General features: G+C 44.0%; 10 protein-coding genes. 4 read left to right on the top strand and 6 right to left on the bottom strand.

Going from position 1 to position 15,625, the window contains the following annotated elements; genetic code table 11:
• Positions 1-86: 86 nt before the first annotated feature.
• Positions 87-5,591, bottom strand: a complete 5,505-nt coding sequence (locus QUB56_RS26380) for a protein kinase domain-containing protein (protein ID WP_332959190.1) — start codon at positions 5,589-5,591, stop codon at positions 87-89.
• A gap of 43 nt (positions 5,592-5,634) precedes the next feature.
• Positions 5,635-5,757: a hypothetical protein gene (locus QUB56_RS26375; RefSeq protein WP_332959189.1), complete on the bottom strand. Its 123-nt coding sequence runs from the start codon at positions 5,755-5,757 to the stop codon at positions 5,635-5,637.
• A 273-nt stretch (positions 5,758-6,030) separates the two neighbouring features.
• On the opposite strand from QUB56_RS26375, the gene QUB56_RS26370 reads away from it, so the two are divergent.
• The 3 genes from QUB56_RS26370 (at position 6,031) to QUB56_RS26360 (ending at position 10,386) form a co-directional block, all read left to right on the top strand.
• Positions 6,031-6,357 (top strand): hypothetical protein, encoded by a 327-nt coding sequence (locus tag QUB56_RS26370; protein ID WP_332959188.1) that lies wholly within the window; start codon positions 6,031-6,033, stop codon positions 6,355-6,357.
• A 370-nt stretch (positions 6,358-6,727) separates the two neighbouring features.
• Positions 6,728-8,971, top strand: a complete 2,244-nt coding sequence (locus QUB56_RS26365) for a TOMM precursor leader peptide-binding protein (protein ID WP_332959186.1) — start codon at positions 6,728-6,730, stop codon at positions 8,969-8,971.
• Positions 8,972-8,979: 8 nt separating this feature from the next.
• Positions 8,980-10,386, top strand: coding sequence for a SagB family peptide dehydrogenase (locus QUB56_RS26360; RefSeq protein ID WP_332959185.1), 1,407 nt, complete (start codon positions 8,980-8,982; stop codon positions 10,384-10,386).
• Between the two features lie 75 nt (positions 10,387-10,461).
• Here QUB56_RS26360 and QUB56_RS26355 read toward each other — a convergent pair whose 3' ends face one another.
• The 3 genes from QUB56_RS26355 to QUB56_RS26350 form a co-directional block, all read right to left on the bottom strand.
• Positions 10,462-12,099, bottom strand: coding sequence for an FAD-dependent oxidoreductase (locus QUB56_RS26355; protein WP_332959184.1), 1,638 nt, complete (start codon positions 12,097-12,099; stop codon positions 10,462-10,464).
• A gap of 354 nt (positions 12,100-12,453) precedes the next feature.
• Complete coding sequence (locus tag QUB56_RS37400; protein ID WP_445243398.1) at positions 12,454-12,591, bottom strand: hypothetical protein; 138 nt, start codon at positions 12,589-12,591, stop codon at positions 12,454-12,456.
• 116 nt (positions 12,592-12,707) lie between these two features.
• Positions 12,708-13,580 carry an S-methyl-5'-thioadenosine phosphorylase gene (locus QUB56_RS26350; RefSeq protein WP_332959183.1) on the bottom strand — a complete coding sequence of 291 codons (873 nt, stop codon included), beginning with the start codon at positions 13,578-13,580 and terminating at the stop codon, positions 12,708-12,710.
• 209 nt (positions 13,581-13,789) lie between these two features.
• On the opposite strand from QUB56_RS26350, the gene QUB56_RS26345 reads away from it, so the two are divergent.
• The gene (locus QUB56_RS26345) at positions 13,790-13,996 is read left to right on the top strand and encodes a hypothetical protein (protein WP_332959182.1); all 207 of its coding nucleotides are present in this window, start codon (positions 13,790-13,792) and stop codon (positions 13,994-13,996) included.
• 140 nt (positions 13,997-14,136) lie between these two features.
• Here the strand turns inward: QUB56_RS26345 and QUB56_RS26340 are convergent, their stop codons facing one another.
• Complete coding sequence (locus tag QUB56_RS26340; protein ID WP_332959181.1) at positions 14,137-14,976, bottom strand: Tab2/Atab2 family RNA-binding protein; 840 nt, start codon at positions 14,974-14,976, stop codon at positions 14,137-14,139.
• Positions 14,977-15,625: the final 649 nt, after the last annotated feature.

Genomic DNA, 15,625 nt, shown 5'->3' with positions numbered 1-15,625 from the left:
CAACAGTCAACAGTCAACAGTCAACAGTCAACAGTCAACAGTCAACAGTCAACAGTCAACAGTCAACAGTCAACAGTTTCCGGATATTACTTCTGTTTGATTACTACCAAAGTAATGTCATCAAATACTTTTTGATCCCCCATATATCGCAGCACATCGTCAATAACACCTTGCTTAATTTCTGCTGCTGACTGTTCCCTGTTAAGAACAACAACGTCAATCAATGGCTCGATACCGTATTGCTGTTTATTCATATCAAAAGCTTCGGTAATTCCATCAGTGTAGAGTACGACAACATCCCCCGAATTCAACTGTATTTCAGTAGAAGCAAGGAAACCGGCAATATCTGCTTCCAAGGCGAGCGGAAAGCCTAAGTCAATGGTATTAATCCGCTCTACTTCGCCGCTGGAACGCACGACAATCACCTCTTCATGCTGTCCGCTCAAACGCAGCGTGTTGTCCCGATATTCCAGCAAAGAAAGGCTCATATTTTTACCGGAATTCATGCGCTCTACGTTGTCAAAAAGCGTTTGGTTGACCGTCTGCAATAATTTAACAGGGTCGGTTTCATTGTGAACCAACAAAGTGCGAATTGCTGTTTGCGCCATAATCATTAACACGCCGCTTTCTAAACCGTGTCCTGTCACATCGCCGATGCCAATTGTAACTTTACCGCCGTGATTTAGTACGTCGTAGTAGTCGCCGCCAACTTCCTCAGCCGGTTCCATGAATGCAGCAATTTCTAGCCCTGCAATTGACTCTAATTCCTGCTGTTGAGGCAAAATCATTTGTTGCAGGCGGCGGGTTACGTCTAGTTCCGCACTCATGCGCAGGTTTTCTACTTTTAGCCGTTCGTTCAAAACCAATATTTCTGTATTAGCTTTGGCTAATTGTGCGGTGCGCTCTTCTACTTTTTGCTCTAATGTTTGGTACAAAGTAGCATTTTCTAAGGCGATAGATGCCTGGGCAGATAGGAGTTTTACAACTTCTATTCGCGCTGAAGTAAAGGCTTTTTCTATTAGATTATTTTCTAAATAAACTACACCCATGAAGCGACATTGATTGATGATGGGAGTACAGAGAATGGATTTGGTTTGATGGGCAACAATATAGGGGTCTGTGGCAAAGATTGCCTCGGTAGTAGCATTGTTTAAGACGGCACTTTTTTGGGTTCTTTCTACATAGTTGATGACGCTCATGGGGAGGACTTCGGCGAGGGGTCGATCGGGAATGAGTGATAGGGTAATGTTGTCGCCTTCGACTCGTCCGACCGCTTCTATGGTTAATGTATTTGAGTGTTTGAGTAGCAAATATCCGGTTTGTGCGCCGGCATTTTCAATGGCGATTTTGATTAATTTTGTCAGCAATTCACTGAGGACTATTTCACTGGAGATGGCTTGGGCTGCTTTGAAGACGGAGGCTAAGTCAAATCCTTCGGAATTGCTGCTACTGGTGATGATGGTGGCTAAGTTGAGACTGGTTTCAGCGGGTTTTTGAGCGTTGATTTTGGCGAACAATTGCGGATATCGCGTTTCTAAGTCTTTGACTTTGGCTTTGGCTCCCCAGCGGATGTAACAGTAGTATGCTTCTAGGAGGAAGAATCGGGCCATGTTTTCTTGGCCGCGAGTTAGGTGAAATTCTCCGGTGAGTTCGTTCGCAAGGGCTTCTTCTTGGGTGTATTGCTGCTCTCTGGCTCCGGTAATGGCCGCATCGTAGAGGGTGATGGCTGCGGGGTAGTCTCCTAAAATTCGGGCTTTTTCTGCTTCTACGAGCTCGTATTTGTGTTGATAGTTGGCGGGGCAATTGTGGGCCCAATGTCTCATTTTTTCTTGATTGGTGGCTACTTGTTCGAGATATTCTCTCTGTTCGGTTTCGCTGACGTTGGGATATTGAGCGAGGAGGCTGAGGGAGTAGTAAAAGTTGAGTTGACCTGTCACCATCATCCCAACGTTATTTTTTCCGTATTCGGCCCCTAGCTTACCGTTTTCAACTGCCTGGGCATAATCTTTAAAGAAATACGAGAGAATGGTTTTGGAAGAATAGGCCTCACACAGCAAATTTACACTATTGTTTTTACGAAAATAAGGCAGAAATTCTTCTTCATTAAAACTGTCACTCACTAAGCGATATTTTTCGGTCGATTGACCGGACAAATTTAAGACTATTTGCCGATCTATTTTGATATAATAAATAGAATATTCTTGCTTAAGTTTCACAATTAAATCTGTATATTGTGTATATTTTTCTGCCACTGTTTCCAAGTCCATCCCAGTAAATAACAGATGACTGCAATACCCAATAGCAGCATAAGACGCATACTCCATGTTTCCAGTCTCTAATCCGCTGTTAATTCCTTCCATTAATGATTCAATAGTGTCTCTGGCTGGCTCTTTCCAATGTCTGATAAATGAATTAAACAGATGCAGAACTACAGCTTTAAGTTCTGGGATATGAAATTGTTCCAACAACCGAGAAGCAAGTTGACCAAATCGATATCCAGAATTAGCATCTCCCATTACCCCTGATAGCAGCAGGCCGTAATAAGCATAAATACCTGCGGCTTGGGGCGGGTTTCCATATTCGATACAGAGATTAACTCCGTTAAATGTAATAGGGGGATATAAGGCAGGATTTGCAATAAAAGCAGCCGGGATGATAGTTAGTAATATCCGAATAGCTGCTTGTTTATAGGGATCAGTCATTAGTGGCAGTTTCTCTAAATCCTCAATTTCTTTATTTACCTCGTTCAACTTTGTACGAATTTGTTGTACCAAAACTGTAGGTTCTCCACAGGTCTGCTCCAGAGATACTCCTAGTTTTTCTAAAACGTTAAGTCCTGTTTCAATCGCTAATTGCATCAGTAATTGAGACATATAAGACTGAATCTTTAGCTCATACACTTTGACTCTTTCAAGGAGTGTTTTAGCTTGTTGCAAAACCAGTTCTGACAAATGTTCAGAACGCTCAAAATTAGTGTTTAAATATTCGGCTTCAACAGTTTCTACATAGATAGCCAGGGTCAAGTCATAATCACTCTGCCAACTATCGGCAGCCAGCAGTCCCAAACTAATATTAAAATAATTAACAGCCGCTTCAAACGCTGCGGATGCTTTAGCTTTTTTACCGGCAATCAAGTTAAGTTCTGCTAACAGGTTTTTGTCTGACTGGGTGGCTAGTAGCGGTAATTCCTCTGTGGTTGTCTCTATCCCAAAATTCAATTGATTAACCAGGGCAAAAATATTGTTTTTGCGTTCTTCTGCTGTGGTATTTTGCAGCAGCAATTGACCGATTTTGAAGTGAGTTGATTTTTTAGCGGTTTCGGGAATCAAAGAATAGGCAGATTGCTGCACTCTGTCGTGCAAAAATTTGTAATCTACTTTCACATCTTGCAGCCACACTGATTCAGATTCCGACTCGAGAAATACCAAGGGAATTTTGTAGGCTTCCGACAGGGGCAAAATCAAACCCGCCTGAAGCGCCGGCCACAACTGCGCCCCCGTTACTACTTCTGATGCTTCGTTGACAATGGCTAAAACATCTAAGTTAAAAGTGTTGCCAATGCAAGCGGCAAGTTTTAAGGCTTTCTGAGTAACCTCTGGTAGCTTTTGAATGTTTCTGGCAATCAGTTCGACAACGTTTAAATCGGTAATGCCAATAGCTTGTATTGCATCGATATCCCATTGCCATTTATCGCTGCTGGCTTCGTAATTCAGGAGGTTTTCCGAGCTCATGGTTTTTAACAGTTGGGTTAAAAAGAAAGGGTTGCCTTGGGTTTTGCTAAAGAGGAGTTCGGAAAAAGATTGAATGCGTCTTGTGGCTGCGGATTCATTGAGAGTATCGGCAATCAGTTGGCTAACATGATTTAGCGCTAAAGGTTGGACGGTTATGTTATGAAGATTAGCCCCCGAGTCGCGGATTTTTTCTAAGGTTTGAATTAAAGGGTGAGTGGGATTGACTTCGTTATCGCGATAGGCTCCAATAATTAACAAATATTGGCTATCAGAGTCACTCATCAGCAGTTGCATGAGTTTCAGGGAGGCTGAATCTGCCCACTGTAAGTCATCTAAAAAAAGGACAACGGGGTGTTGGGGCTGACAAAAGACTTTGAGGAATTGTTGAAAAACTCGATTGAAGCGGTTTTGTGATTCTGTTGGCCCTAATTGTGGCACTTCTGGCTGAGAACCGATAATAAATTCTACTTCGGGGATGACATCAATAATGACTTGGGCATTGGGAACCAGGGCATCTAAAAGTTGATGTTTCCAACTGGCAATTTGGGCTGGATTTTCTGTGAGTAATTGGTTGATTAAGGCTTGAAAAGTGGTGATGATGGCTGAGTAGGGAATGTTGCGGTTAAATTGGTCAAATTTGCCGGAAATGAAATAACCCCGCTGGCGAACAATGGGTTTGTGAACTTCGTTGACAATGGCGGTTTTGCCAATACCGGAATAGCCGGAAACGAGGATCATTTCGGCATGGCTTTGAACCCCCCCAGCCCCCCTTGGTAAGGGGGGGGCAAGAGTGGATTCTTGTAAAGCATAGCTTTGAACCCCCTCGGCCCCCCTTGGTAACAGGGGGGTAAGGGTGGACTCTTCTTGTTCTAAAGCCCCCTTACTAAGGGGGTTGGGGGTGACAGAGGATTGGCTAATTCTTTCAAAGGCGACTAATAATTCTCTTACTTCCTGTTCGCGGCCGTAAAGTTTTTGTGGAATCAGGAGTTGGCTACCTTTGTCGCGGGTGGCAATGGCAAAATGTGCTATTGTTCCCGTAGCAAGCAACTGATTTAAACAAGTTTCTAAGTCAAATTTTAATCCCGCTGCACTCTGATATCTCTCTTCCGCGGTTTTGGCTAATAGTTTCATTACAATATCAGAAATAACTTGGGGAACTTCTCTAATTTCACAAAGTGGTAAAGGCTGTTTAGCTAAGTGACAATGTATTAATTCCATCGGGTCTTCAGTGACAAAAGGTAACTGACCCGCGAGCATTTCGTATAAAGTCACTCCTAAAGAATAATAGTCGCTGCGGTAATCTACCGAGCGGTTCATCCGCCCCGTTTGTTCCGGGGAGAGATAGGCGAGAGTCCCCGCCAGTTCGGAGGGATTGCTAACGGCTTGATTTTCTTTTTCGAGGCGCGAGGAAATGCTAAAATCAGTGAGTTTAACTTTGCCTGTGGCAGAGTTGATAATAATATTGGCCGGTTTAATATCTTTGTGAATAATCGAATGGCGGTGCAAATAATCTAAGGCATCTATTAAGACAATGGCAATTCTCAGAACTTCTGTTAAAGAGAAGGTTTGGTTAGTAAGTAACTGGTCGAGGGAGGAGCCGCCAAAATCTTCTAAGATGAGGGCAAAGCTATTACGATAGTTTTCTAGGCTATAGACTTTAGTGATGCTGGGACAGTCTAGGGGTTGGGCAATTTTGTATTCATTTCTGAGGCGGGTAACTTCTTCAAGGGTTGGGTACTCGGACTTGAGGAGTTTAATGATCGCAGGTTGTCGATCGCCTTCGCGGTAGCCTCGATAAACCAGACTTTTTACGCCGCTGTGAATTTCTTGTACAATACGATATCCGTTAAGTCCGAGCATAGTGTGTGCGCTGGTGGGTATTGTGCTTGTTAATGATATTAACCTATCGAGAATAAAAAGGCCTGTGCGATCGCGAAAGTCCGTAAAAATACACATTTTTCACCACACCACGATCGAAAAGCTGTAGGGGCGGGTTCACCAACAATATTTGGTGAAAATCAACCATCTGATAAACCCGCCCCGGCCGGAATATTATGATGGTCAATTCATCAGATAGGATATGACATGAAGCGATCGGGAGATTTGTCGTTGGGTGGGGGCGGGTTGATGATATAATCTCTCTTAACAAAATATTGCTGGTGAACCCCCTACAACATTTAAGATGATACAATCAGCCAGGCTGCGGTCAATAGTTGCCGATCGAAACTGTAGAGAACGCATATGCTATACAATAACAGCAAAATCTATATTTCCCACAAAAGGGAGCTAGGAGAAAATTATGGCTTTTCCCCAGGATTGGAAAAGTTGGGAAACACAAATAGCCCGACTGATTGGTCAAGCATGGTTGGACGAAGCTTTGTATAACCGTCTACTCAACGATCCCGCAGCCACGCTGCGAGAAAATGGGTTAATTCTGGAAGATTTTGTAGAAGTTCAAGTAAATCAGGCTCCCAATGCAGTTTCCGTCCTTCGAGGTACTGAAGGGGAGACGGTTATTTACGAAATGCCCCTACCTCCAAAACCCGATGATTTGACAGAGGAACAGATTTCGTTTGGGCTGGAGCAGCGGGGAGAGATACCCCCTGATATGCTTCCTAAGTCCTAAAGTCCCTTTAGCTTACCTCCGGCTACACCCGTAGCTCGACAGTTTTCCGGCCCCGCTTGGCTCTCTAGTCGCAGCGGGGCCATTTGAGGACAGTTGACTTTTCCGGGGTTGCCAAAACACTATTTGTTAATAATTATCAAATATCTCGGCGAACCCGCCCCTACAAAAATTATTATGATATTATAAAGCCGAATCAAACGGAAATGATATCAGATCGTGTCCAGTTGAGCGACCATAGTTCCTGTAGGGGCGGGTTCACCAAATATCTACAATGAAAACGAAAAAGTCACTAAACCCGCCCCGGCTTTGATATTACTCGCTTAACTTTATACTAAAATCAATTCAAAAATTATACTAAACACCCTTCAGGATGCTCTCCCAACCAAAGTTTAAAAATTGCTTAACAGTCGAAATCATCAAATCGGTGGGAGTATTCCTAATCTCCGAGTCAGATTCCTTCGTCCTCTCAAGCCACCTTTACGAACTATTAACCCCCTTAATTAACGGCCACAACACCCCCGATCAAATCGTCGCTCAACTGCGAGGTCAAGCGTCACCCGCTGAAATTTACTATACCCTAGGCCTGCTAGAAAAACAAGGCCACCTGATCGAAAACGACACCTCCCTCCGCGAAGAAACCGCCGCCTTCTACACCCTCTTAAACATCTCCCCTCAGCAAGCCACATCGCGCCTACAATCCCTCAAAGTAGCCGTCACTTCCTACAGCAAAATCCCTGCAGAAGCCTGTATCAGCGCCCTAGAAACCCTCGGCATTCAAACTTCAACCACCGCCGAAATCACCCTAATCTTAACCGACGATTACCTCCAACCAGAAGTGGGAGAATTTAACCAAAAAGCCCTCCAAACAGGCAACCCTTGGCTACTGATAAAACCTACAGCTTCAACAATTTGGCTCGGCCCCATTTTTCACCCCAAAACTACCGCCTGCTGGGAATGTCTCGCCCAACGCCTGAGAGCCAATCGCCCCACCCAAAGCTTCATCCAGCGTCAAAAACATCAAACAAAACCCTTATTAACACCCCCATCTTACCTCCCAGCTACCCTACAAATAAGTTTCAATTTAGCCGCCACTGAACTAGCCAAATGGATTGTCCAAGGCAACAATAAAAATTTAGAAAATACAATAATTACCTTTGACACCAAAACCCTCAAAACCACCAACCACACCATAACTAAACGCCCCCAATGCCCCGAATGCGGTTCACCTGGGCCACAAGAAATCCAGCCCTTTGTCCTCCAAAGCCAGAAAAAAACCTTTACCGCCGATGGCGGTCATCGCGGCTTTTCCCCAACAGAAACCCTGGAAAAATTTGACAGTCAAATCAGTCCCATAACCGGAGTTGTGCGCGGTTTACTCAAAGTTCCCCAAACAGCCAATGCTTTAACACCGAACTACTTAGCCGGCCACAATTTCGCTACGATGTTCGATGACTTGTACTTCCTCAAACAAAACTTACGCGGCAGAAGTGCCGGTAAAGGCAAAACCGACGAACAAGCCAAAGCCAGCGCCTTGGGAGAAGCCATTGAGAGATATTCCGGGGTATTTCAAGGCGACGAAATCCGCAAAAAAGCCAGCTATCAAACCCTGGGAGAAACCGCCATTCACCCGAATGATTGCATGGGTTTTAGTGCAGCGCAATATAACACTCGCCACGACTGGAATAGAAGCTGTAAAAGCTTCTTTCAAAGAGTCCCCGAACCCTTTGATGCCAGCCGAGTAATTGACTGGACACCAATTTGGTCATTAACTCATCAACGAGTCAAATATTTACCCACAGCTTACTGTTATTACGGCTATCCCAAACCAGAAAAACCCGACTGTTGGGCCGACTCCAACGGTGCCGCCGCCGGCCATACCAAAGAAGAGGCAATTTTGCAAGGGTTTATGGAATTAGTGGAGCGAGATAGCGTTGCCTTGTGGTGGTACAATCGGGTTAAAGTCCCCGCCGTTGATTTAGATAGCTTTAACGATTCCTACATTCAAGAACTTAGAAACTATTATCAAAGTATAGAGCGATCGCTGTGGGTTTTAGACCTCACCAGCGATTTTAATATCCCCGTTTTTGCCGCCCTTTCTCACCGCATCGACAGAGAAATCGAAGACATTATTTTCGGTTTTGGCGCACATTTCGATCCCAAAATTGCCCTATCTCGCGCTTTAACAGAAGTCAATCAATCTTTACCCGCAGTATTAACCTTCAACAGCGATGGTAGCACAAATTACGGCGTTTCCGACGGCCTCAGCGTTGAGTGGCACAAAACCGCCACCCTAGAAAATAAATCTTATTTAACGCCCGATACTTCTCAACCTTTAAAATTACTATCTGACTATCCCCCCTTAGCCAGCGATGATTTAAAAGCAGACGTTGAAAAGTGCGTAAAAATAGCTGAAACATTAGGCTTAGAAACCTTTGTTTTAGATCAAACCAGGCCAGACATTGGGTTAAATGTAATTAAAGTCATAGTACCAGGAATGCGGCACTTTTGGAAACGCTTAGCACCAGGGCGACTTTATGACATTCCCGTTAAATTAGGCTGGCGAGATGCACCCATTCCAGAGCACCAAGTAAACCCATTTCCCATATTCTTTTAAGGTTAATTATGAGTGAAACCATACCCCAAATTATTCTAACTTTTAAGCCAGAAATTTCTCTAATTGAGGATGCCGAAAAAGGCTTAATTTTAAAAGCCCCATACAGGGAATTTAACATAAACAAACTCTCCCCCGGAATTCTTGCCGCGATTAAAATTCTTTCTACCGCAGGCGCAAGCAAAAAAGCCCTAACTCAAGTGGTAGTTTCTACGGAGGGCAGTTCCTCTCTCGCTAAATTCTACTACTATCTAGAACAATTTGTCCTCCTGGGTTTAATTTACCATACCTTAGAGATAGATGGCAGTTCCCTCGCTACAGCGGTCCCCATAGCCACACCCTATAAATGGCAATTATCCGAGACAATTACTGATAACAACTATCAACTTTCACGCTTTGCCTATTGCCACTCAGAGAAATCACATCTTGTGGTAGAATCACCCCTTTCCCAAGCAAAAATTATCCTCAAAGATTGGCGCAGTGCAGCTTTAATCAACGAACTCTCGCAACCTAAAGCCATCTCGGATTTAACCAAGATTCCGGGGATTTCTGAAGCCACTGCCCGATTATTTATCAGCTTTTTGTTAACTACTGAAGTGCTATCATCTGTTAGCAACAATAGCAGCTTAGAAAAAAGTGAAACTCTAACTCAATGGGAATTTCACGATTTATTATTTCACTCGCGCAGTCGCGGTGGCCGACATTCCAATCAGATTGGTAAAACCTTTCGATTTTTAGGGCAAATCGAACCGACACCCGTGCTCAAAGCCAAACCATCCAACGAGATTATTAATCTTTATAAACCCAACCTTGACAGTTTGAAACAAATAGATAGACCTTTTACAGCAATTTTAGAAGAAAGAAAATCCATTCGGCAACATGGAGAAAAGCCGATTACTGTTGAACAATTAGGAGAATTTCTCTATCGTTCCGCGAGAGTGCGCGAGATTGTCCCGAGAGATAACATGGAGTGCAGCAATAGGCCTTATCCAACCGGAGGCGCTTGCTACGATTTAGAGATTTATACTGCTATCAATTTCTGTGAAAATATTGATGCTGGGTTGTATTATTATGCACCCCAAGATCACCAACTTTGTAAAATTTCTGGGAAAACAAAGCAGGTAGAAGCCTTGCTAAAAAGTGCAGGCTTGTCAGTAGAGATAGAGGTAGAACCACAGATTTTAATTCTGCTATCCTCTCGGTTTTCGAGAGTAAATTGGGGCCATGAATCAATGGCCTATAGTCTGATATTAAAACACGTTGGGGTTTTGTATCAAACCATGTATTTAGTGGCAACAGCAATGAATCTCGCGCCGTCGGGAGTTGGCGGGGGAAATTCCGAGTTATTTGCAGCAGCAGCAGGATGCGATTATTTTACAGAATCCTCAGTGGGAGAGTTTATCTTAGGAAGTCGGTAATTAGTTTCCTATACAGGTAGGGACAGGGCTCTTCCGTGTCCCTACTGCGGGGATTGACGAAAATTAAAAGGAATTTTATGACCCCAAATCATAACTGGTTGGCAACCATGCAGGCCGACTCAAGTTAAAGTTTTCCTCTAACATTAATTCTGCACTATTCAACGCTCCTTGCACCCATGCTTGCACATTTGAATAGGCTTCGCCACAGACATAAACATTAGTACCAGGAATCGGATGCCGCATCTGTTTCATCACTTTCCAAGGCTGACAACGGGGGTTCCAAGAGTGCCATCCACCCCCGTAGGGATCTTTTTGCCAGTCGATATAAAGGGCGGTATAAGGTTCTGGAATACCTGGCAAATTGTGTAGGGCTTTGATTTGTTGCTGGGCCGCCCGTACCATATTCTGAGAAGCAACTAAGGGGTCTGTCGTAATACAACCATCACTTTTGAAAAAAGCTGTCAATTCCGGTGTTTCGGCTAGTTCTCCGCGAAAAGCTGGACGTTTTTCTGGTTCATCTGGATTATAAGCCATCGTTAGCCAAAAACCCGCAGCAATATTATCAGGATAAACACTTAATAATAGCGAGTTGTGATTGTTCGGATCGCCCCCTTGTGCGCTTTCTGTACCGAAGTAGTAACACCTTTGCATGGGCAAATCTGTAGTAGAAGTACCACCCTGAATATCTAGTAGATGCCACCAAGGATGATGATACCCGAGGAAAAGTTTGTAAGCGGGATCGCTGCTAACTGTTTGGATATTATCCTGAAAGGTTGAATTGCTAAATAGGAAATTCTGCTGATTTTCTACAGCCAACAGTTCTAGCGATCGCTTCGGCATTGCCAAAATCAGATGTTTCGCGAACACAGGCGGGAGGGAATGGCCAGCGCGATCGACAAAATTTAACCTAATCAGTCCTTCAGAGGTGCGATCGAAGGTTTTTAAGCGATGATTTAGGTATACTTCCCCACCCTCTCTCTCAAATTCTCTCGCGAGGGTTTCCGGTAATGTTTGGTAGCCATCAGCCATCATGTACCAAGTACTTGTGTAGGGAAGAGACATACTCGTAGCGATCGCACTAGCCGCATTCCAAGTACCCAAATCCGAATAGAAAAAGCCCGTATCCAAACAGAGATTATAAGCCTCGTTGCTCATTTCCTTCAGCAACACTTCCCAAATACTCAAGTCATACAAGTGTTGACCGTCAATTTTCAGCGTTTCGCGATCGTGCTTCCAATCTTCGGAAGCAAAATAAGCAGGAGTTAAATCTCTCCCTGGAATTGCCCGCCCAACAGCCAAATTGAACAATTCCTCATAATTTTTACCTGCTTCATCCGGCCGTAAATTATAAGGTACTTTATCCGGTTGGTTAAATTCACTCATCAACAAATGCCTATCCCGAATATATGCCCGTACTCCCGGACTACTAAAGTCAGCAAGTGTTGTCTTCAGGTTCAGCAACTTAATCAATTCCCAGACTATAGTCTGAGATTCCGTCACATACATCCCCCCCAACTCAGCCTGAACATGAGGCATCCCCGGCATTGTCATTGATAGTAACCGGCCACCAATGCGATCGCTCAATTCATAGAGACGAATCTTAGAAGATTTGTGATGAGATGCTAACCGCCAAGCAGCGTAGGTCCCAGAAACACCACCACCCACAACTGCAACATCAATGATTTGATTTGAATCAACTGCACTATTAATCATAACTTCCTCGTAAAATTACCACCTAAAAAAATTACTGAGCGCTCAATCCGCGTCAGGACACTCCCAGAGCCCATTAGTGTAAAATTAGCGTCAAACCCTTACTCCGAAAGGGGTTAAAACCCCTGCCTCAAAGATTGAGTCCTCTGAAGAATACTAAGAAGAGTTTTAAACTTAATTAGTTCTGTTGAGAGGACTTAAGCTATTATACAGGGAATTAAGTCTAAGAGCGGCTTTCAGATTGCAGTTGACACAAATGGGCACGGTGCGGTGTCCCTACCTCTTACCTCACTGTAATTGCCAGTCTCAAAAGGCTAGGATTAAAAAAAATCCACTTATACCTTTTTCCCATCACCCTTAAAAACTAAAGTAGGTTCGTAAGTGACCCACAAACACCGTTGGATTGCCACTAAAATTATTCAAATTGCCAATTACATAAAGTGAAGGAAGAATCGTAATACGAGCGGTCACTTGCAAATAGTAATTCGCCTCAATTTGATATTAATTTGATCCCAAATATTTCTGCTTTCTCCCTATGATGTAAGGTGCGCACTGCGCACCTTACACATCTGGAATCACGCATAACCTGATGATTACCGCTTCAATTTCAACTACAAATACTTCTGCAATAGCAAACCCATTTTCTCTTTAGTTGCGATCGGCACTTGATCCAGCCGAGTCAGAATTGCATATTTCAAAGCTGAATGGGACTCGGAAACGGGGGGATTTTCTGTTAACCTCCGTACTGTTTCTTGAATAACTTTTTGGGCATTTGCTGCATTGCGGTGCAAGTTGGCAACTACCATTTCTACTGTTACGCTGTCGTGATCCTCATGCCAGCAGTCATAATCGGTGACTAATGCTAAAGTTGCGTAGGCAATTTCTGCTTCTCTGGCTAATTTTGCTTCGGGCAAATTTGTCATGCCGATGACTGTCGCCCCCCAACTGCGGTAAAGGTGGGATTCTGCTTTTGTGGAAAATGCGGGGCCTTCCATGCAGACGTAGGTGCCGCCCCGGTGCAGGGTAACGTCGGGGAGGTTCAAGGATTCGATCGCACTTGCCAATACTTTAGCCACTTCGCCGCAAACCGGATCGCCGAATGTGATGTGACCGACTATTCCTTCTCCAAAAAAGGTAGAAACTCGATTTTTTGTACGATCGATAAACTGATCCGGCACTACCATATCTAAAGGTTTCGCCTCTGCTTTCAGGGAACCAACTGCCGAGGCTGAGATTAAATACTCAACTCCCAAACTTTTCATGGCATAAATATTTGCCCGGTAAGGCACTTCTGAGGGCAAAAAAGTGTGGTTGCGGCCGTGTCTAGCCAGAAATGCTACCGGCGTACCGTCCAAAGTTCCCACTATTGCGGCATCCGAGGGGGAGCCAAAAGCTGTATCAATTTTTACCTCTTCAATATTCTTGAGGGCCTCCATTTTATACAAACCGCTGCCGCCGATAATTCCGATCTTTGCTTGTGCCATTTTTACTGTCTGCCTGAGTTTCACAAGAGTGATTCTATCGGGCCATCGGTAAGTTGGGGTAAAGATAATTGAAGATTTCGTGACAACAGTCACCGGGCATACACTATATTGTCACAAAAAGTATGTGATTTTAATCACATTATAACTTCACGAAATCTTTAAAAATAAAGGTACACAGTTCTGTTACGTACTTTTAGCGTGTTAAGGTCATGACAGTCAGCTCTGGTAACGTCCCCAAAATCTCGATCGAGGCGATCGTCGAGCGCATATTTGCTTTTCGCCAAATTACCCCCCTTGACAGACGGCTGCTGAAGTCAGCCATGCTAGCCCAGAAAGGTCTTAACGAGAAAGACAAGTGCCACATCCACCGAGTGTGTCAGGGCATCCAAAACGGATTGATTTTAGTTGTAGAGTAAATGAGCCGCACTATCTCTTGCTTGCTCAAGAAGCTGTTTTAAAAGTTGTGTTTAAGTCTGTATCTGCTGGAACTGAGTTCGGGCAGTGTTTTACTATTTTTGGGCGCGCGCGCGACATCACAAATAATATTATTTACATCTTATCGCTCAAAATTTAACAGCCAAAAGCCTGTATAAGTCATGCCACTATCATCGGGCTGCACTAACAAAAAATGTAATCCTTTACTTAATTGCTTGCGCTGTTGGTAAATTTGGGCCGCTGCTTTCACCTCGCTATCTTCAAAAGTAGCCACAACCCACCTATCTACTAACCCAGCTTCTAATATCAATCCGTCCGGTGCTCCAGCGATATAATTCAAAGCCAATGGTTTGACATCCTGAAGCCATTTAGCCAACCGCATAGACTGGCGTCCGCCGTCAATCACAACTCCCGGTACGGGTACTGTTGAGGCCAAGCCCAAATTCAGCGGTAACAGCAATTCTGGCATTTCCAAAATTGGCAGGGGACGCCCTTGGAAAGCATCTTCAATGTCGCCGGCGGGTAGGGAAGCAAAACGCCAGCCATCGCCCCAGAGGTTTTCGGGTAAGGGTACGGGCGGGGGCGAGTCGAGGGCGATCGGGCTGTAAGTTTCACCTGTATAATTAGGCATACTCGAATATTCTTTTGCGCGTTGTTGCAGCAACAATTTCAAAGCCGCAGTCCGCCTAGTCGCTTCTACCTTGACACCCAAAACTTTGCCCGCAGCTTCGATTAAGCTCAGAGACTGAGGTCTAAATACTTGAATCAAGTCGGGCAAATTTTGGATTTGAGCTTGTTGCTGCAACTGCGAGGCTAGCCAATTAGAATTTGCGGCCCCCTGGCGGCAAACAGCGCTAAATTGAAAACTGCCTTCCGAGTCGCAAATTAAGAGTTCCCACAGTGGTTTGCCAGTTTCGTCTTGGAGAGGGCGGCGGTAAAAGTCGGCTTGCCAAATACCCATAAATAATTAAAAATTAAAATCTACAACTCGATCATTTTAATATAGCCTGGGGACACTGCGATACAATACCGATGTCGTGATAAAAAAATTCGAGCGCTCTATTCTAAGTTCATAGTTTAGTTGGATTTTAATATAGCCTTTCTCCTCATAAAGATGGAGTACGCCGAAACCCTGTCTTGGCAAGCTTTTTAAGTTAAATTGTCTACCTAATCTACCCCACAACCGCTATATCTAACACCAGCAAAAAAAAGGCAGCTGTAGACCCACGTTCCCAACCATGATAGTTATCAGTCATTCCCACTTTTAAAATCTCAAATCTCAAATCTCAAATCTCAAATCGTAAGACCGACGTTCCCAACCATGATAGTTATCAGTCATTCCCACTTTTAAAATCTCAAATCTAAAATCTCAAATCTAAAATCTCAAATCTCAAATCGTAAGGTCCGCGCTCCCAACCATGATAGTTATCAGTCATTCCCAATTTTAAAATCTCAAATCTCAAATCTCAAATCGTAAGGTCCGCGCTCCCAACCATGATAGTTATCAGTCATTCCCACTTCTAAAATCTCAAATCTCAAATCTAAAATCTCAAATCTAAAATCTCAAATCTCAAATCGTAAGGTCCGCGCTCCCAACCATGATAGTTATC

The sequence above is a fragment of the Microcoleus sp. AR_TQ3_B6 genome (genome assembly GCF_036702785.1).
Lineage (GTDB): Bacteria > Cyanobacteriota > Cyanobacteriia > Cyanobacteriales > Microcoleaceae > Microcoleus.
This window is presented reverse-complemented; position numbering and strand designations above follow the sequence as displayed.